This window comes from Candidatus Hydrogenedentota bacterium (assembly GCA_019695095.1).
GTDB lineage: Bacteria > Hydrogenedentota > Hydrogenedentia > Hydrogenedentales > SLHB01 > JAIBAQ01.
Window position 1 is genome coordinate 1 of the sequence record JAIBAQ010000046.1, and the last position, 18,272, is coordinate 18,272.

An 18,272-nucleotide genomic window follows, 5' to 3' on the forward strand; every position below is an offset into this window, starting at 1 on the left:
TCACTGATTTCGATCAGCGCGGGTTCCTGCCATTTGCGTTGAGGATCGCCCGCATTCCAGAAAGCATTCGAGTAGACAATACAGTCCAGCCCCATGGGATTATTCGGATCATCAGTGACCGGCGTCGTAAACTTGAGGGTCATAGAGCCAGCCGGAATACCAAGGGTCACAATCGAATCGTTATTGGGAATACCTGGGCCGCCGCCTCCCGGCGCACCTAGCGCTTTGGTCGAATCGGTGTAACCCGATTGTGGGGAGACCGGCGCGTAGGTAACAACGCTATCCGCCCACGGATCTTCGGCACAAGCCGAAAGTGCGGCCGCGAACAGCGAGAATGCGGCGACCCAGGAAGTTCTCATTTTGTCAGCCCCCGGGCTTTCCGCGCGCCCAGCGCAGAGAGCGCAGCAAGGCAAGCGACAATTCCAAGTCCCGTCAGTCCGGGCAGCGGTATAAGGGTGTCAGCCGGGGTCCACAAGCCCGGAACACCCAAATACACCGACTGGATGGCGATGATTAGGCCGGTGAATGGATTGAAACCTGCATTGTAAAACTCGAAGCCCGTACCGACCGGATCGTAATTGTTGACAACCAATCCTGTCGTGGGATTAACGGTCTGTATCGAACCAAAGCCACCGATAATGAGGTTGCCGTCATTATCCACCCCTGCTGGACCGCCGCTGTTGTACGTTCCGATAAGCGCACCGCTCGTCCAAGTGAGAGGGGTGTTCGTGTTGAACGCGTTGATTAGATTGGCCACGGCGAACCTGCGGGTTTCCCCTGTCCAACCGTCGGCGGTGTAGATGTATTGCAGCGCGGCATCTACTGCAATCGCCGCGGAATAGGTGCCGACATCTTCCACCACGACCTTGAACGTGGGCGTTCCTGAGAAGTCGACGAGCACGAGCTCGGGAAGGTCGTAGTCATATGGACCTGGACCAACATACAAGGCGCGGTTGATTAGCAACTGTGTGTTGGAAATCCAGACGCCCGAGTAGTTGTTCACCGTGTTTATCGAGGCGACGGGAGTACCCGGAGCGTTGAGGGCAACAACCGTGATAGCTCCGCTGTATCCTGCACCGAGAGCGGCTCGCGAGCCATCCGGTGTAATGGCGAGGAAAGACGCATCGCCTGGATATCCGGAAGCGACCTGCGTGAAATAGTCGACGTTGACACCTGCTTGCTCGAAGACGTCACCCCCGTTCCAAACCAATAGGCGACCATCCTGCATCGGAGCGACAACGACGTTGAATGCCCCCGCTGCGGGAGTTGGAAAATTCGTGAACTGTTCACCCGCCCCCCAGGCAGGCGACGTTGCCCCGAAGAGCAACACTGCGCAAAGACAATGGAGCTGTCTCATCAATAGAAACCCCTGCTTCATGCGTGACCGGCGCTCGCGACCGCGCCACGCGACCTCCGTTGCGTGCAAACCACTGAGCACGGGACAGAACAGGCGCGAATGCAGGAGGTTTTGCGGGAGCCACCTACGCGATGCCGAAGAGCCTGGACAACAGACGCATTACGGGCTGTGTCGAAGAATCTTACGGAAGCGGTAGACGGGAAAAGGTAGGTATTCGGAGAGGCGATCTCGATATGCCAGAACTTTTCCGCGAAGTTTCCGCAATCCCAACTGCGAAGTGGGGCAGGTCTTCTGGCTTCCGGATCGTTCTACCGGCCGCGCCTTCCCGCTCGGTCGAGCAGTGGCTTCATGCGGCTTTCGTCCCCGGTTACAGCAGCGCGACTGCGACGGATTCTCACCGTCTTCCCTTGGCCCACGCGCCAAGAAACCGATTGTGTGAGTTACCCCCTCCTTTCATCTTACGTGACCGTCACTATACGGCGGTCACTGTCCTCTGTCAAGTAAGACTCAGAGTCAATCGTAGAGACTTCAATCACGGATACTGCGTTCCAACGGGTTCACTGGAGACAGATTCCGGCGGCGGCGGCTCGACGGGTTCGGCCGGCGCCTGCGTACTGTCTGTCGATTCCGCGTTCTCTACCGCGCCTTGCGGCAACTGCTCGGTTTCTTTCGAGTACTCCAGTCCAAGCACGCGGGTGTCGCCCTGCTTCATAGGCATGAGCAGGAACCGTTTGTTTTGCCAACCTACATCAGGGTCCAGCCGGTCTTGGATGTTGAACGTGGCGCCAAGGTCCAGGGAGCGCTCGCCGTTGCTTCCGGCATGAACCGCAACCATGTTCGGGCCAAAGTGAAGGATGTCGGAGTGCTTTTCCCCACCCTGTCGAATGAATACGTGCTTCTCCAGGATGAGCAGGATTTCGCGCAGGATCTCCGGCGTCAAAACGGGCTCCGCAACATAGATGGATGCCCAACCTTCCGGGAAGAACTCGGCAGCGACACTGACCATGCCTGATTCGCGGTAACGAGCCATGATCTTTGTTTCTTCGGTCTCGATATAGAACATGGGAGCCCATTGATCGGGTCCACCGAAGGCCGTGCCCTGCCCCACAAATCGTCCGCCAGATAGCTGCCACTGAGAACCGGAGCGCGCCGGACCGTCAAACATAAGGACCTTTAGTCCTGTTGTCGCGGCACAGTTTTCGACGGATGGCTGATCGTCAATATAGCCCGGGGCGTACATCCAGATCGCCGCCGAGCGTTGGGCAATGAGAAGATTCTTAATCTGATCGCGATCCTCGGGATGGAGGTGGAATGCGTTCACAAACAAGTACACCGCGGCTTCTTGGGCGTGGCCGCTTAGGATGTCCTGAAGAAGACAGAATTGCGTGGGAACTCCAGAGCGTAGTGCGGCATCACGCACACCAGCCAACAGGAGTTCGTTCAGTTTGGTGTCGCATCGCTGAAAGAAGCGGCTCGCCTCGTCCACCACGACGCAGAGAGTCAGGCGCTGCTCAGGCGTCGCGTATGCAATAGGCTCTCCCTTGGTCCAAGCTTCGCTCGTGGGCCAGACCGCTTGGTAGGACTCACGCATCCGCCGGAACAGGTCCCACATTTCCGTGTTGTGAAGGCTGCCAACGCCTTGCGCGTCATCCCACATCACCCCGAGTCCGTGCGTCACGGCGGCGGCAAAGTTGCGTCTCTGAACGCGCAAAACATCCTCGGAGCGCAGACCCTCAATACGTTCAATTTCACCCGATACGGCATTTCGGGAAATACCTGTGCGCGTATCGTCCACGAGCGCCCACAGCTTCTTTCGCCAACGCGCGCTGTCTACCGGCCCCATGAAGCCGCCAGCCCCCCCCAGACCGCGGTCCTTGTATGAGACTGGAGTGACTACCCCGTCTACCACGCCGTCCAAGAGTATCCCTAAGGCCAGCTGTCCACTGTCGTTCGCGGGGTATTCGAAAGCGCTGCCATAGGTGGCAAGAATCAGCAGAGAGGTCTTCGCATTCTGCCGAAGGAACCCTGCGAATTCCGATACTGCATCGGCGGTCGATTCGGATAGGTAGCGCAAGTAGTCTACTTGACGCTGTTCCTCCGGCAACTTGAAGAAGACGTTTAGAGTATCCGCTGAGTTTGGCTTGTCCGGAATCGGGGCATCGTCAAACGTGCAAGCCAAGTCTCCCCATGCGGTTTGCAGCGCCATATTGTCGGCATATTGAGTGCGGAGCCATGCGCGAAAACCCGATGTGCCAGACGGAGAACGGTCATAGTCGCCCGCATGCAGCCACGCACCGTCAACCGGCCCGGCAACTATTACGCCCTTGATGTGGTCACCCGATTTGGCCTTGTTCACCGTTTCCGCCAGAACGGCCAAAGCAGATTTGCCTGCTTCTGTCCACACTTGAGACTCCAGACTCACCAAGCGCTTTCCATCCACTTCAATGCTTGAAGCCGCATCGGGATGGGCGTCCAACCAAGCGGCTGGCGGCTCGAAGTTGATCCACAGGAAGAGCGTCGCTTCCGGATCGGTTTCAAGGATGCGATCCAGGGCCGCAGTAACCGGCTCGAGCGGGGTGTCCACTCCTGGCCATGGAAGTGGCACGCGAACCGCATATTGGTGCACGCCGGCGAGCGCGGCAAGTCGCACTTCGCCGATCACAGCTTCAATATCGGAGCCAGGGAGAACACTTGTGCTGAAAAACAGCGGCCATCCCATTCGCGGCGTGGCGGCTGTCTCTTCTTCCGGAGCCGAAACGGGTTCGTCCGGCGTCCAACTCTGCATGTCAGAAGTCGAGAAGTCCGAACCACCCAACGATCCGATCCAAAACCCGACTATCGCGGCGGCTCCAATGAAGACCACCGCCAGCAAGATGGGAAACAACACACCCTTCGAACTAGAACTTCCGCGTCGCGACATACCTTGCCATCATCCGTAGTGGATCGGCGGCATCGCCGAATATCCGCAGATGGTCTTCCGCAGATGCAACCAGATCCGAAACTCGTTTATGTGCCCCTTCTTCACCCAGATGCGTCACCATCGTAATCTTGTGGGATTCCTCGCCGTGGAGGCCAGCATCGATAAGGTCATCGGTGATCTGAAAAGCCAGTCCCAATTCCAGTGCGTAGTTGTTCAAAGCCTCGCGCTGTGCCAACGACATTCCGACCAGGGTCGCGGGGATAGTGAGTCCGCCCGCAAAAAGCGCCGATGCCTTCCGCCGATAGGTGTCTTCCATCGCTTCCAGGGTCAGCGGCACTTCGGACTGACCTAGATCCAGGTGCTGACCGTAGATGGCTCCTTGGGTACCGATGACTTGGGCCAAAGACTGTGTGACTAGGGCCGCCACTTCAGGTTGCGACGACGACGCGGCATTGCGGGCGACCAACTCGAATGCCTGTGCAATGAGTGCCACGGACGCCAACAGCGCAGATGCCTCTCCAAATCGGACATGTGTGCTGGGAATGTCTCGACGTGTGTCGGCGTCGTCCATGGATGGCAAATCATCGAGTATGAGGGAGGCGGTATGAACAAACTCGATGGCACAGGCCGAATCCAGCACGCTCTCAAAGGGCGCGTTCGCAAGGTCCGCTACGGACAGTGCGAGTATTGCCCGAAGACGTTTACCTCCGCCGAGAGTCGCGTATCGCATGGCTTCGTGGACGTGGCGAGGTTCCACTGCCGCGCTCGGCAGACGTTCATCGAGCGCACGGTCGATGAGGAGCTTGCGCTCTGCGAGGTATGAGGCTAAGTTAAACGGACTCATTTGGTAGCCTTGCTTCGGGAGGATGCGTGTCCGCGCGGAGCGGCTCCACCGCAATCCATCCCCCAATGTCTATTTGTTCACCGGTCTCTTCTGCCGTGAAGAGACGCTCGGCGTAGAACTCCAGAGTCCCAGGTCGCGTTTCAATAACGACTTCCTCAAGCGACGATGTGCTGAGGTGGGCAAGTTGGCAATCATTCTGGGCCACTCGTACGTGGGCCTCGGCCACGCGAGGATAGCAATTCGTAAGAAGGATGCGCAAAGGGCCTCCTTCGACGGCAAGTGTCGCGCGTTGTGTCATCGGCCGAACGCGAAAGACGCCTTTGAGAGTCCGGGGAGCGTACCAACCCTCCTCGGGAAACTCGGTACCTGGGAAGAATAGCTGACGTTTCTGCACCATGGGCCAGAAACGCATTGGGTTAAAGCCTGTAGCACGTAACGCCTTACGAGCCTTCGCAGCCTTTCCAAGGTACGCCAGAGCATCAAACCACGAGCGGACATGAGCCTTGATTCGCCATCCTTCGCCATTCAGGAGTGCTCTGCCCAAGGCTTTGCACTCGCTCATGATATACGCAGCCGCAATGGCTGCCGACTTTGAAGCCGGAAAATTGCGAAGGATCAACCTGAGTCTGTTTCTCGTGTTGAGGTAGTACTTGCGTTTCGCGCGCTCCCCTTCGCCCATTGTGGCGCTGAACTTGTGGCGGACCACGGCTTCCGGGCAACTCCACACTTCGTAGCCGGCACTCCACATGCGCAGGCTCAGGTCGAGGTCATCAAGGTAGATCTCGAAGTCGGTTGGCAGAAGTCCGGTCTTCCGTAGCGAGGAACTCCGCAAGAACATCGCACCGCCGCACACCCCGAGGACAGGTTTCGACATATTCCAAGCCGGGGTATCGACGCGGCCCAATCCTTCATCCCAACCGACGCCAACCATGGAACAGGTCACCCCCACCGAGTTCAAGAGGTCTGGCTGGTAGAACATCAGCATCTTGGGCGCGATGGCGCCGGCATTTGGGTTGGCGTCCGCGAATTCGACCAGTTTGCCTACGGCGTCGGGCGCGGTCCACGTGTCGTTATTCAGCAGAAAGATGTAGTCGGCATCCGCTTCAAGGGCACGCTCGATACCCGCGTTGTTGCCAGGGGACCATCCGAGATTCTCGCCTAGCTCGACAATTTCGACTCGCGGGTCAACCCCGAACTCACGGCGCACGTACTCGACGGAACCGTCCGTACTGCCATTATCCACGAGCACAAACCGGACGTGCGGATATTCGCAGGCCAGGAGCGACGTGAAGCAATCGTTGAGATGTTCGATGCCGTTCCAGTTAATAATGATCACATGAACGAGCCGATACGTCATAATGGAACGAAGTATAGCAGGCGTTGACCTGTGCTTCGAGAGGCGTCAGCCCTTCGGCGAACAGAAGAGGAATTACTATGTCATTTGGTCGCGCGGTTGTATGCATTCTGCTTCCCCCACTTGCGGTCATCGACAAGGGATGCGGGCCGCTCTTGCTGGTCAGCATTCTCTGGCTCTGCGGATGGATTCCAGGCGTTATCGCGGCGTTGATTCTGTGCAAAGAGAATAAGTAAGCCCTTTGGCTATTTCTTTTCCTCGTCTGTCACGTGCGTTGGGCCGGGACTGACCTTGCTCTGAAACGCCCGTTTGCGCTCCTCGACCATCCGGCCCGCAATTTCCTTCACGACAGCTTCGAGCCACATGGAGACCTGGGTGCCCTCGCGATAATCCGCCGGGGCTACGTGGTCGACACGGTCGGTGTCTTGCAGGCGCTTGGCTTGCTCGAAGTGTTTTGCCGATCCGGGCGTGTACACGGCGCAGGTGTGGCCGTTGTGCTTCTTGACGACTGAGAAAGACGGGATGTCGCTTGGGCCGTCGGCAATGTAGATCATGTTCTTGAAAGGAACGCGCCGCTCGTCCTCGGGGATGGCATCGTTTACGCTTATCCCCGCCTTGTTGACCCCCTTATTGATTTCGAAAAGCGCGCGTGTTTTCGTCGTGTTGTCCAGGAATCCCGCGATTTGGCTAATCGGACCCGTCTGGGGGCTTCCGGCGAAATCGGTCCCTGGTCCGGCGGGTACCTCAATGAACTCGGATGCGTGTATGCCGGACAAATACGGGGCAATCCGCGAACCTCTCACCATCTCGGCGATGCCCGTCGAGACCACGTAGTGCTCAAGGTGGAGGTCCCATTCGTCGAATGGGCTGATTCGTGCGAGATTGGCAAGACGCTCGAACAATTCGGGGATGCCGGGAAAGAACTCGATATCGGCGCCCAATTCACGCAAACGCGCGTTGGTGAGGTCCGGCATACGCCCGGATTGGACATATGACAGCAAGTGGCCAAGGTATGAAGTGTCTTGCTGAACCGTGACTCCCGCTTTGGCGTAATACGCGGGAAGCGCGTTGACTTCCGCCCAGAAGCGCTGCTCATCGACATCGTAAGCATCGAAGAGGGGTTTCTGCATGTATTGCGGTGAAAGAGTCTTGTCGAAATCCCAGATCACCGCGATGACGTTTTGTAGAAAGAGTCCTTTTTCCGGCACGGCTTGCCCATTCCTTTTCGTTGTATCGGGGAACGATAACACCTCGGCGTATTGGTAACAAATACCCGGAGGATGGAAGGTGTGGATTCCAGGAATCCCTCCATAATATAGGGGAAGTTCGTTGCACTCCGATCAACTATCAATACGCCAAGAAGGCAAGAGCACTACGTCAGGTTTGGTTAGTTGCTCTACGAAACGAGGGACTTGCGGTTCTTAATAATCGAGAAAAGACGGGAAGTAGGGAATTCCTAGACAGGAAAAAGGTCTCTGACACTTCCGTTACGATTGCGGTATGTCGAGAGGTTGGTTTGGGGTTCTGTCCAACGGCCGCGTCATGTTCCTTCGAAAAACGACGTCGCCCTCCAAGAGCATTGACTGTCCATCTCCCCCGTCGTCTTCCATATCTCGGCCTACGCTGTAGAGGACATAGCCCGTATCCGTGAGACGGTACTTCAACGGTAGTTCATCGAACGGATCCAGCGGGACGGCGTTTGTGAAACCGGGGACCAGTTCGTGCAAGCCGGCTGGGAGTTGTTTTGTAGCTCGCGCGTATCGCTCGATGGCCAGAACCGTGTTGAGAATTCTGATTCTTGCCTTTCCGCCATACTCGATATCAAAAGCCGTGGAAAAGGTCTGGATCATCAGCGGGGCGAGTGGAGTGCGCGATGCAGCAGTTTCGAGTTCGCGCTTGCGCTCGGCATTGGGCAGTGAGGCGATGTGGGTAAGCAGGAGTCCGAAATCGAGCAACTGAATCTGATCAATCTTGCTGAGGCCGAGCACGTATTCCGCCCTGGCCGTGAGCGGATTGTATCTAATCCTCTCGCCCAAAGTGGCGTCTTCCAGTGACCACGCCCGGCCATCGAAAAGCGTAGGCGCATAGTCCCGGGCACGGACTTGGTTGAACAAATCGCCAATCAACGCACGTTCAAGCAGACCATCGTAATCCGACTCGCGTAGAGGTTCCTCCAGCGGGGTGAGGTCGACTTCCTCAAGTTGGTACAAGACCCGATTCAGAGGAGTAACGGCAGAATTGAGCATCGTATCGCCCCAGATGAAATCGCTTGTCGTTGGGCGCTTCATATAGGCGCGGGCTAGCGCTATTCCAGCTCGGATGCTTGCAATGGCACGTTGGGCATCTCGATTCTCGGCAGATACGACGGCATCCAGTCTCAGGAGGTCTATGCCGCTCCTTACGTGGGGCCAATCATCGATTTTGAAGAGCATTGTACCAGCAGATTGGTCCGTGACGGGGAACGTACAGTTTGGGATAGAAGCTGCTTTGTGCAGCAGGCTAATTGCCTCCTCATTCTTGGCTAGGTGTTCCTTCATCACCACCAGCAACTCATCCGGAATAGGCGCAAAATCGTCGGGATACTCGGTGTCGCCCACAAAGGGCAATATCGGAATTGCCGCAGTGGCGGGAGGAGTAATCGCTCCGAAGGCTTTGTAGTACGTATCAAGCGCGTTGGGCTCATCAAGGCGTCCGTACCAGTCAATGAATTCAGTTTGCGTGGTCGGATACCCAGAATCCCGCATGGTCTGAACCCTCATCCCAAGTTGCCGGAGCATATAGAGGTTTGTCGCGAAGACGCCGATAACACTGAGAAGAGCGAGAGTGAAGAAAAAGATGCCTATGCGGCCAAGCCAGGGAGATCTGAGGGTGTCGTGCTGTGCCATGCACGTATTTTGACGAACTCTTCGACTCTAGGCAACGCTGAATTCCAAGTAACGGGAAGTGGCACTTTCCACTTGGTATACTCACATTCGTGAACCGGCGGGAAGAGTGTAATCCATGTTTCTAGAATCGGCAGAGACGCATGACCGCTTCCACTGAGATGGACACGAAGCAGGCAATTCGAGTCGTACTGGGGTTGGTGCGGCTGTTTGGAGAGTTGGCAGTCCTGGTGTCGGCACTGCTATGCACCGCCTTCACGTCCGTGGCATCGGGAACGCTGTTGGCATTCTTCCTGGTGTCGCCTGAAGCATCGAATAGTCCCTCGCTCCTGAAGCTTGGGATCAAGTCTGTTGCGTTTGGAGTTCTTTCACTTCTCCTGGCACTGCGTTTGCGGTGGCTTAGTCCGCATCTAAGTCGAATCCCCTATCCGAAAGTGACACTTAAGGAACCGGAGCGACCTGCACTTCCTTATCTCTGTGTCGTTGTGGCCGCAGTCGGGCTGTTTACCGTTCTGAATCTCAGCGATTACCCTCGCGCCGAACCCGACGAGATGCATCATCTGATTGTTGCCAGGAACTTGGCGGTGTACGGGGAATATGCATCTGGGCATCCGGACTCGGGATTTGTGCGGTTTGATTCGTATGACTCCGTAGGGCCGACTGTCATACTTCCGGTAGCGGGAGCGTTGAAGGCGGCTGGCATCGCGCTGCTGCCGGCGCGTATCGTCATCGTTGCCTTTTACATTGTGATGCTCATGGCTCTTTACAGTATGTTTCTGCCGTTGTTCGACGGACGTGGAGCCATACTAGGGATACTCTTCCTGAGTGGAGCACTCGGAACTTCATATCTTGCGAGAACGCTTTACGGAGAGATCCCGGCCCTTTTATTCCTTGTCTGTGGATTACTATGCTGGCGGCGCGCGCTAGTATCCCGAGGCCGATATGCCTCGATGCTGGCGTCAGGGTTGTTTCTGGGGTTTGCAGTCATCACCAAGATGTTCGCAGTCTTTGTAGTATGGGCGGTACTTGCTGCGTACCTCTATGATCGATTGACTTTCCGCAGAATCCAACTGGTTCATCTTCTCCTGCCCGCTATAGCAGCGGGGAGTCTCGTGCTTGTCTGGTGGGGAATCCAAAGCCGCTATCAAACCGTTGCGGAAGGCGTTGCTACGGGGCAGTTGGCAGTGTATCAGCATAACCTGATGTTTGGTCTAGGCTCGGTGTCGAATACGTTGGGCTGGCTATTTCGGCACGGAGCAATCGTATTGGTTTCTGCGTCGTGCATGGCCGTTGCCGGGTTCTATGTCTTCTATCACCGCTATGATCCTTCAGTGGTTGTTCTTTGGATGTTTGCCGTTTTTGTCGCGTTTTGGTGGGTTTTCTTCACTTCAGGCAATATCCCGCGCTATGTCTGGTACGCGCTCGCCCTATCCGCGAGTTTTGTAGGCCCGGTTGTGGGAATGGCGATCTCGGGTGCGATTCGAAAGCGCGACGGACGCTGGCGCATGAGGCCATTGCGGGTTTTCACCGTGGCGTGTCTGTGCGTTCCATTTGTCATGAACATGGGACAGGCGTTTACGGCGGCGCTATCGCATGACGACATGCAGGCAGATCGAGCGCTTAGTGAGTATGTGAAATCACTTCCTCATGATGCCGAGGTTGCCACGACATTCTATCCAGTCGAACGAACGTTGAATTTTTTCGCTGACCGTCATGTTACTCGAATCTCAGCAACACGCGAGGCGGTTGAGTCGCATCCCTGCGTTATTCTGGACGCGGTAAGCCAACGCGACCTTGTGGATTTGCTGGGTGCGACGAAGAGAATCGAGCGCTATGCAGTCTATGAGCGCACGCCACAACCTGATAGCGCGCCTTAGCTAATCGAGTCATCCCCTGTTCTAAGAGTCAACTTGTTCCGGATGGTACTTGCTACCGATCCTCAATTGTCATGCGGAGATTAGTGAAGAATCCGGCAATAAACCCGCAGACGCCACATTTCACCTTCTGTTTTGTTCAAGCCAGATTCTTCGTCCGCCGAAGGCGGACTCCTAAGAAACGGACCGTTTACGTTGCTTAGGGCTCACGTTGGGTGGGGGCTTGTACCTGGGGTTTTGATTCGCATCGGTGAAGCAAATCTCACCCCAGGCTGGAATCTGCCGTGCCTACGGCACTCCAGAGAGAAGACCGTGTGAGTGAATGCGATCGTAGCGCCAGGCATATTCCGGTAGATCGAGTAGAAGAAGTTCGTCTGGTCCTTTGTCTCTTCCACCAAAACCCGCGCTAGCGCGATCCCCGCGCAGAATGACGTCTGATAGTCTGTTACTCACTCCCTGTCCTTCGCTCAAAATGAGCGGGCATTCCAGGGTGGCTGACAGTGTCAGAGATAGCAAAGCGACAGCGGCGTACGTTGTTCGACGGCAAGTGAATGTCGATCGCCTGACCGACGCTCCTCACCCCCAAATCTCCGCATGCGTCGACCCACATCACGACTTCTGAAGCCGTTTCTTCTCTTCTCCGGCCAGCATGGCGTGTGTTTCCTTAAGGAGCGTTGGGATTCGGCTTTTGAACGGCGAATGCTTCAGACAGTCAGTGAAGTCGAGACTGTCAATGTTGTCCGCGCGTTTTCCCGGAAACCAGTGGCCGCCATTACCGAAAAGGTTGTAGCGCATTTTCCCGAATTCGACCATGTCAAACGCGACAGCCAAGTTGTAGAGCCGCAGCATCCAGGGGATGTTGATCTCGCCGGGCGTGTCCTTCCATTCAGGGAGACCCTCGTGCCAGTGATCCATCCACTCTTTTCCGAGCGTGCGCACCATCTCACCTTCTAGTCTCTCAACAATCGGCGCAACAATGCGCTCAGCTTGATTTGAAAGTTCAGCGGTTTGCAGGTGTATGTCGAAATCGGAAGGCTTCGAGGCGCCGCAACTGAGCGTGTGCACTTCAGGTCGAGACAGACAGAAGAGTCCATTGAATACCAAGGGGTGATAGGGGGCCGTGAGGGCGGCGAGCTTCTGCGTTTCTTTGAACAGCAATCCACCCTTTTCGTTTGGACTGATGATAAAGACACCCATATCACGGGCATGTGCGGCTTCTATGGCGGGCCAATTGTCCTGGAAGATGAAGTACCAATGGAGGTTTACGTAGTCGAAAACACCGAGGTTTATGGCTTTGATGATCGAATCGCACGATCCGTGCGTGGAGAATCCCAGGTTTCGGATACGGCCCTCTTTCTTCCATTGCAGGGCGGTGTCGAGGCACACCTTCGCGTGCTCGTAGATTTCTTCATTGTTGACGCCATGAAAGGCAAACAAGTCGACGTGATCGAGTTGCAGCAGACTCATGGAATAGTCGAAGACTTCTGCAAACTCCTTCGGGTTTGCGGAGGGGCCAACCTTGGTCTGGACAATGATTCTCTCGCGAGGGAGTTTCGGCAGGATCTTGCCAAGCTGATACTCACTTGTGCCGTAGCCGCGGGCCGTCTCGAAATGGTTGATGCCTACTTCGAATGCGCGAAGCACAGTCGATTCGAGATTCTTCTGGCTATCCGCGCCAACCTCGTCGTTGCTGTTCCACGACTGCTGAAACCGCATACCGCCACAGCTTATGACAGGGATCTGCAGTTCAGTCTTGCCAAACCGGCGATATCTCATCGTAATCTTCCGTCCCTACTTCTCTTTTGCGACGGGAGCGTCGCATTCCACTTTGTTCTTTTCCGAAGCGGTCCATTCCGCCATGGACCCATCGTACAGGGAGACCTGCTTGTTTCCAAGCATGCGCAATACGAAGTATCCGGTGCTGGCGGACCGTCCAGAGTTGCAGTAGGTGATGGTTGGCGCGTTGAGATCGACCCCCTGTGTCTTAGCCAGCTCCTCAATCGTTCCCGCCTGTTTGAGAGTTGAATCTTGCCCCCTGACCATCTCTTCTGAAGAGAGGTTCATCGCCGTGGGGATGTGGCCAGGCGCTTTGACTATATCGGCCTTCTTGCTGCCGTGATACATGTCGGCGTTTCGCCAATCCACGAGTCTTTTGTCTCCTTGCTTTATTGCACTCTCGACGTCTTCCATCGTGGCAAGGAGATCTTCGCGTGGCTTGAGGTCGGGGATAACGGCGGGCTTGACGGACGTAGGTCCTTGTTCAAGAGAACGTCCTTCGGCCTTCCATTTCGCGAGGCCACCATCCAGAACCGAGACTTGCGGATAACCGACATACTCCAAGATCCAGAACATTCTTGCTGCGTCCTTGAAGTCGTCGGGCTTCTCCATGCCGCAGTAGGCGACGATGTGCTTAGCGGGATCCACCCCGGCAGCGGCCAGCGCCGCATGCACTTGCTCGAGCGGCTTGAGCAGGCCCGCAACACCGTCGCGCGTCTCAGACAACGAGCCAATGTCCAGGTTCGCGGCGCCGGGGATGTGTCCTGAGGAAAACGCGTCGGCGGGGCGTACATCAAGAACAAGAGCGTTTTCGATAGACGCAAGCCGTTCCGTGGCAATCAGCAAGTCCTTACCCTGGAGCGCTGCCAGGGCTACACAGAGCAGCAAGGCTGTCATGACCATACCTCCGTTACTTTCACTTAGGGCGTGCAGCGAGTGGACATGATTCTACACGTGATACGTCAGAGTTAACACCAGAAAGAAACGGTCTTAATCCAACGCTTGGGCTTGCTTCACGGGATGCGGTATAGGAAGACCCTGGACAAGCTCAAGAAGATCGCCGGCGTGGAAGGGCTTAAGAATATAGCCATCCGCGCCCCGATCTTGTGGACGCGGGTAGGACTCTGATTCCAGCGGTTTGGCCGTGACCATGAAGATCTTGATGCCTTCGAGCGACGGATTCCCTCGAATGCGTTTACAGGCCTCCCATCCATCCATGCCGGGCATGGCAATGTCCAAGAGAACAAGTGCGAACTCGCCGCTGTCAACGATCCCCAAGGCATCTTCACCCGACCGGCAGCAGACGACTTCGTAACCTTCGGATTCCAGGCAGCGGCTAATGAAGACGAGCACTTCGGGATCGTCGTCGACGCACAGAATCTTCCGGCCGATCCGATGAGTATGAGGGACGTTTTCGCTGAGGGCATGGTGGATGCCGCTCAAAAGAATGCTCTTTCTCAGGCTTCTCTTCAGGCGGCACGCGACCTTCGGTTTGTAGCGCGCATAGAGTTCGTCGTCATTGGTAACGAGGATCAACGGGCGATCCGAGCTCACTTTGTCCGCTAACAGTGTGTCGAGCAAGGCAGTGGCGTTTCCATTCGTGTCCACGTCCACTAGGATGCAATCGGGGCTGTGTTTTGTGGCGAGTGCCATCGCATGTTTGGTTGTGCCCGCGTGGACCACGTCCATACCTTCAGACAGGAGCATATTGCGGACTTGGGTTGCCAAGGCGCGGTCGACGGTTACAATTTCCACGAGAAGGCGTGTTTCGGCGGGGAGTCCTTCTTCCTCCGCGCCACTCTCCTTCTTGGGGCGAAGGAGTGGCATGGAAAAGCGGAAGGTTGTTCCCTTGCCCACCTCGCTTGTGACTGTGATTCGGCTGCCGTGCAGACGGGCAATGTCTTGCGCGATGGAAAGGCCAATACCGGTGCCGCCGTATTTGCGGGTCGAACTCGCGTCGTACTGGTAGAAACGCGTGAAGACCTTGTCGAGGGCTTCTTGCGGAATGCCAATGCCCGTGTCCGAGACCTGTACATCCACGGCGGACTCGCCGGGCGTAATAGCAATCGTGACTTGACCGCCTTGATGGTTGAATTTGACTGCATTCGACAGGAGATTGTTGAAAATCTGACCAATCTTTCCCTTCTCGCCTTCGACCAGCACGGGAGTCTCAGGAGCGCGGAGTTCGAGCCTGATGTCGCGGCCATCGGCCACAGGCTGAATGATCTGCATGCTGGATCGAGCGCAATCGACAAGGTCGAATGTGTCAAAGACGAGCGTCTCTTTCCCGCGGTGCAGACGCGAGAAATCAAGCAGGTTTTCGATAAGGGTAACCAGTTTCTCGATGTTGCGAAGGCTGATGCCCAGATATTCGCGTTGGGTATCGTTGATAGGACCGGCCTTGCCGTTCAGGATCATATCGGTATAGCCCATCACGCTAACCAGCGGAGTGCGCAACTCGTGTGAAACATTGGAGAGAAGGTTCGTCTTCATCTCGTCGAGAGTCTTCATTTCCTCGTTGGCGAGGTAGAGTTTCTCTCTCGCGCGCGTCACCTCTTCAAGGGACACCTGTAGATTTTCGAGTAGTTGCGCGTTGCGAATGGCGACGGCCACGTGAGGGGCCATTTGCTCTAGCACTTCGACGTCGTGATGCGTGAATGCGTTCGCCCGATTGGCCCCGAGGTTCAGCGTACCGATGATTCGCCCAGTGGCGTAGAGAGGGACAGCCAGACAACTGTGTGTCGATTCCGGGAACTGGCCCGAGAACTGACAATTGGGCGCGTTGAGGTCGTCCACAACGAGGCATTCCTGGCGATGCGCGACCCATGCCGAGCAGTAGCGTTCATCCTCGACGGGATACTCGCGCGAAGGTGCTGCGTCTTGAACGGGCCACAGGCGTTGAGCCGCGAACGACTCGCTCTTGTCGTCAAGCAGCGCCAACTCCGCGTAGTCGAAATCGACGAGTTTCTTCACCTCGACAACGAGGCTTTCATAGAGGCGGCCTGCTTCAAGGCTCGAATTGATTACATTTGCAATCTGATTGATGGCACTGAGACGTTCGGCACGATCCTGAGCTTCACGTTCGAGCCGTACGCTCTTGGTGATGTCTCGGAAAATGCCCTCCAAGCCGACTTCACCGCCTTCGTCGTCGTGCACAAGGTTTCCGGAGAGTTCGACGCAGATGGAGCGCCCGTCGCTACGGCGCATCCACACGCGCGTACGTTCGACGAAGCCGCGCCGCTGTAGTTGTTCGGCAAAGGTAATGAAGTCGCCTTCGTCGATGAAGAGCGTGTTGAGATTCTGGCCCATGACGTCTGCAAGCGCAGGGAATCCAAAGATCTCCAGCCCTGCGGGATTCAAGAACGCAATAACACCTTGGGAGTCTGTTTGAACGATACCGTCGCGCATGGACGTGACAAGGCCGCGATACCGTTCTTCCGATTCCTCCAAACGGCGTATGTTGCCTTTCAGGGCAAGCGCCATCTTGTTGAACGAGCTTGCCAACTCTTCGATCTCGTCCCCAGTACCGATTTTAAGTTTTAGTTCAAGATCGCCTTGCCCGATGATCTGAGCGCCTTCATTGAGCAGCAGCACAGGGCGAACAATGTTGTTGTGGACGTTTCGATATGCGTTCAGGCCAAGGAAGGCGATGAACGCCAAGCATCCGGCAATGGCAAGGATCGCCCATAGATAGATCGTGGAGTACACAATGGACGCAGGGCGGCTGACGATCACGTATACAGGCCTGCTATCAAAGAGGCGGTCGTAAGCCACGAAGGATCGCACGGCCACGCCTTCGGGTGAAAAGTCAAACGTGCGAACGGAATCCGAGCTGGGTCGCTGGGGATCGAGAAGAAACGCGGCCAAACGGCGGTCCAGCGGCTGCGTAATCAGCCTCGGATCATTCGGCGGCGAATCTGGATCGAGCCGGGCGGATATCATTGTTCCGTCACCGACTTCGTAAGCAATGTGGTATACGTCCGTCTTGGAAGGAACGCGATTGCGTTCTGGGTCGTACCCAAAAGCGTACTTGAGCATTACATCGATATCGAAGACCACGGAAACGTAGCCGATGACTTCTTTGTACTGAAGAGAACGCACTGGCGCCACCGCATGTACGAAATAGATACTTCTATTGGTGAGCCTATCCATGTCGACATAGTCAGGGCGTTTGGTCCCATAGGCAATCCATTGATTGCCAAGTGAGGGATCGGCCATGACATCGGGGTTGGTGGTCGTGACGACGTTCCCCTCCGCGTCAAGCAAGCTGAACACCGGAGACATGCGATTAGGGGTATCAACGCCGGTGTGAACCTTGAGCAATTGCGAGATGTCTTCGAGCACGAGCGGCGAGTCAAGAACAGTCGGACGATTTTGCGCGCCGGGCGTGAGTGCGGCAACGATGCGCGGATTCTCCGCCAGCACGCGAATCGGGTCGAGGCGATCGTTTGCGCTGATGCGAAGACCGCTGGCCGTGCGCTGCGCCGCGGTGAGCAAAGCTTGTCGAACGGCACTCCCCTGCCCTTCGCGCGCGATATATAAACCAATCATCAACGCAACGAGCAAAGGTAGTATGGAGACGGACAGAATCGAGGTCAGGATCTTCCACTCGATTCCCCGTCGGGGAGTCCTGCCCTGCATGTGCTCCTCGCTCTGTGGCGGTTAGGTTATTCGACCATTCGGCCGCGCCCGATCAACTCACGTACTTTGTCTAGAAGCTGATCTACTTTGAAGGGCTTGGCCAAGTATTCATCCGCGCCGCAGGCGAATATTCTCTCAATATCCTGTTCTTTGGACAAGCAGGTAACCGCCATAATCGGGGTGCTGCGCGTAAGCTCGTTGTCACGGAGCGCTTTGGTTACCTCGAATCCGTTGATCTCCGGCATGAGAAAATCGAGCAAGATGAGATCCGGCGAAAGCTGGGCAGCTTTGAGACCCACTTCCGTCGCATTACTCACTTTGATTAACTCAAACCCCTCGTCGGTGAGTATTTTCTCCATGAGGGAAAGTGCGTCAGGATCGTCATCGACGATCATAACGCGTTTCTTCGCGGAACCCTTGTCACGCGGGAACATGTCATACTGTTCCCGAAACACATCAAGATCTTCTTCTAAGATTCGGTAGTGTCCGCCGGGCGTGCGAGACGCCTTTATCAAGCCCTGCTTAATCCAGTTCTTGATACTATGGTGTGTGACGTGGCAGATCTTCGCCGCCTCGAATGTTGTGTACGCCTTCTGCTCGCGATCACTCACAGTGCCGTTACCT

The 18,272-nt window shown here is 56.0% G+C and carries 13 protein-coding genes and 1 riboswitch; of the genes, 2 read left to right on the forward strand and 11 right to left on the reverse strand.

What is annotated here, in order from left to right:
- The 5 genes from K1Y02_09825 to K1Y02_09845 all read right to left on the reverse strand — a co-directional run.
- Window positions 1–359: hypothetical protein (locus K1Y02_09825; GenBank protein ID MBX7256647.1), on the reverse strand; the 359-nt coding region annotated here is incomplete at its 3' end.
- The gene (locus K1Y02_09830) at window positions 356–1,357 is read right to left on the reverse strand and encodes a hypothetical protein (protein MBX7256648.1); all 1,002 of its coding nucleotides are present in this window, start codon (window positions 1,355–1,357) and stop codon (window positions 356–358) included. The genes K1Y02_09825 and K1Y02_09830, both read right to left, overlap by 4 nt.
- A gap of 263 nt (window positions 1,358–1,620) precedes the next feature.
- Window positions 1,621–1,820, reverse strand: a riboswitch (cobalamin riboswitch).
- 69 nt (window positions 1,821–1,889) lie between these two features.
- Entirely contained in the window at window positions 1,890–4,277 is a 2,388-nt protein-coding gene (locus tag K1Y02_09835; GenBank protein ID MBX7256649.1) for a hypothetical protein, read from the reverse strand.
- Window positions 4,255–5,121: a polyprenyl synthetase family protein gene (locus K1Y02_09840; GenBank protein MBX7256650.1), complete on the reverse strand. Its 867-nt coding sequence runs from the start codon at window positions 5,119–5,121 to the stop codon at window positions 4,255–4,257. The genes K1Y02_09835 and K1Y02_09840 overlap by 23 nt, the downstream gene beginning before the upstream one ends.
- The gene (locus tag K1Y02_09845; protein ID MBX7256651.1) at window positions 5,108–6,457 is read right to left on the reverse strand and encodes a glycosyltransferase family 2 protein; all 1,350 of its coding nucleotides are present in this window, start codon (window positions 6,455–6,457) and stop codon (window positions 5,108–5,110) included. The genes K1Y02_09840 and K1Y02_09845 overlap by 14 nt, the downstream gene beginning before the upstream one ends.
- 98 nt (window positions 6,458–6,555) lie before the next feature.
- Between K1Y02_09845 and K1Y02_09850 the strand changes: the two genes are divergently transcribed.
- Complete coding sequence (locus tag K1Y02_09850) at window positions 6,556–6,711, forward strand: YqaE/Pmp3 family membrane protein (GenBank protein MBX7256652.1); 156 nt, start codon at window positions 6,556–6,558, stop codon at window positions 6,709–6,711.
- Window positions 6,712–6,720: 9 nt separating this feature from the next.
- On the opposite strand, the gene K1Y02_09855 is transcribed toward K1Y02_09850, so the two are convergent.
- Both K1Y02_09855 and K1Y02_09860 read right to left on the reverse strand, forming a co-directional pair.
- Window positions 6,721–7,683 (reverse strand): haloacid dehalogenase-like hydrolase, encoded by a 963-nt coding sequence (locus tag K1Y02_09855; GenBank protein ID MBX7256653.1) that lies wholly within the window; start codon window positions 7,681–7,683, stop codon window positions 6,721–6,723.
- A gap of 279 nt (window positions 7,684–7,962) precedes the next feature.
- A complete protein-coding gene (locus K1Y02_09860; protein ID MBX7256654.1) occupies window positions 7,963–9,219 on the reverse strand; it encodes a hypothetical protein in 1,257 nt (418 codons plus the stop codon).
- Between the two features lie 281 nt (window positions 9,220–9,500).
- Here K1Y02_09860 and K1Y02_09865 point away from each other — a divergent pair, with 281 nt between their 5' ends.
- Window positions 9,501–11,234 (forward strand): glycosyltransferase family 39 protein, encoded by a 1,734-nt coding sequence (locus tag K1Y02_09865; GenBank protein MBX7256655.1) that lies wholly within the window; start codon window positions 9,501–9,503, stop codon window positions 11,232–11,234.
- 606 nt (window positions 11,235–11,840) lie between these two features.
- Here K1Y02_09865 and K1Y02_09870 read toward each other — a convergent pair.
- The 4 genes from K1Y02_09870 to K1Y02_09885 form a co-directional block, all read right to left on the reverse strand.
- Window positions 11,841–13,007 (reverse strand): aldo/keto reductase, encoded by a 1,167-nt coding sequence (locus K1Y02_09870; protein ID MBX7256656.1) that lies wholly within the window; start codon window positions 13,005–13,007, stop codon window positions 11,841–11,843.
- A 15-nt stretch (window positions 13,008–13,022) separates the two neighbouring features.
- Window positions 13,023–13,904, reverse strand: a complete 882-nt coding sequence (locus tag K1Y02_09875) for a hypothetical protein (GenBank protein ID MBX7256657.1) — start codon at window positions 13,902–13,904, stop codon at window positions 13,023–13,025.
- A 93-nt stretch (window positions 13,905–13,997) separates the two neighbouring features.
- Complete coding sequence (locus K1Y02_09880; protein ID MBX7256658.1) at window positions 13,998–17,648, reverse strand: response regulator; 3,651 nt, start codon at window positions 17,646–17,648, stop codon at window positions 13,998–14,000.
- Between the two features lie 26 nt (window positions 17,649–17,674).
- Complete coding sequence (locus tag K1Y02_09885) at window positions 17,675–18,259, reverse strand: response regulator (protein MBX7256659.1); 585 nt, start codon at window positions 18,257–18,259, stop codon at window positions 17,675–17,677.
- Window positions 18,260–18,272: the final 13 nt, after the last annotated feature.

Excerpts from the sequence above, each read along its gene's own strand:
- K1Y02_09830 (MBX7256648.1), bottom strand. The coding sequence starts at position 1,357 with ATGAGACAGCTCCATTGTCTTTGCGCAGTGTTGCTCTTCGGGGCAACG.
- K1Y02_09835 (MBX7256649.1), bottom strand. The coding sequence starts at position 4,277 with ATGTCGCGACGCGGAAGTTCTAGTTCGAAGGGTGTGTTGTTTCCCATC.
- K1Y02_09840 (MBX7256650.1), bottom strand. The coding sequence starts at position 5,121 with ATGAGTCCGTTTAACTTAGCCTCATACCTCGCAGAGCGCAAGCTCCTC.
- K1Y02_09850 (MBX7256652.1), top strand. The coding sequence starts at position 6,556 with ATGTCATTTGGTCGCGCGGTTGTATGCATTCTGCTTCCCCCACTTGCG.
- K1Y02_09860 (MBX7256654.1), bottom strand. The coding sequence starts at position 9,219 with ATGCGGGATTCTGGGTATCCGACCACGCAAACTGAATTCATTGACTGG.
- K1Y02_09865 (MBX7256655.1), top strand. The coding sequence starts at position 9,501 with ATGACCGCTTCCACTGAGATGGACACGAAGCAGGCAATTCGAGTCGTA.
- K1Y02_09870 (MBX7256656.1), bottom strand. The coding sequence starts at position 13,007 with ATGAGATATCGCCGGTTTGGCAAGACTGAACTGCAGATCCCTGTCATA.
- K1Y02_09875 (MBX7256657.1), bottom strand. The coding sequence starts at position 13,904 with ATGACAGCCTTGCTGCTCTGTGTAGCCCTGGCAGCGCTCCAGGGTAAG.
- K1Y02_09880 (MBX7256658.1), bottom strand. The coding sequence starts at position 17,648 with ATGCAGGGCAGGACTCCCCGACGGGGAATCGAGTGGAAGATCCTGACC.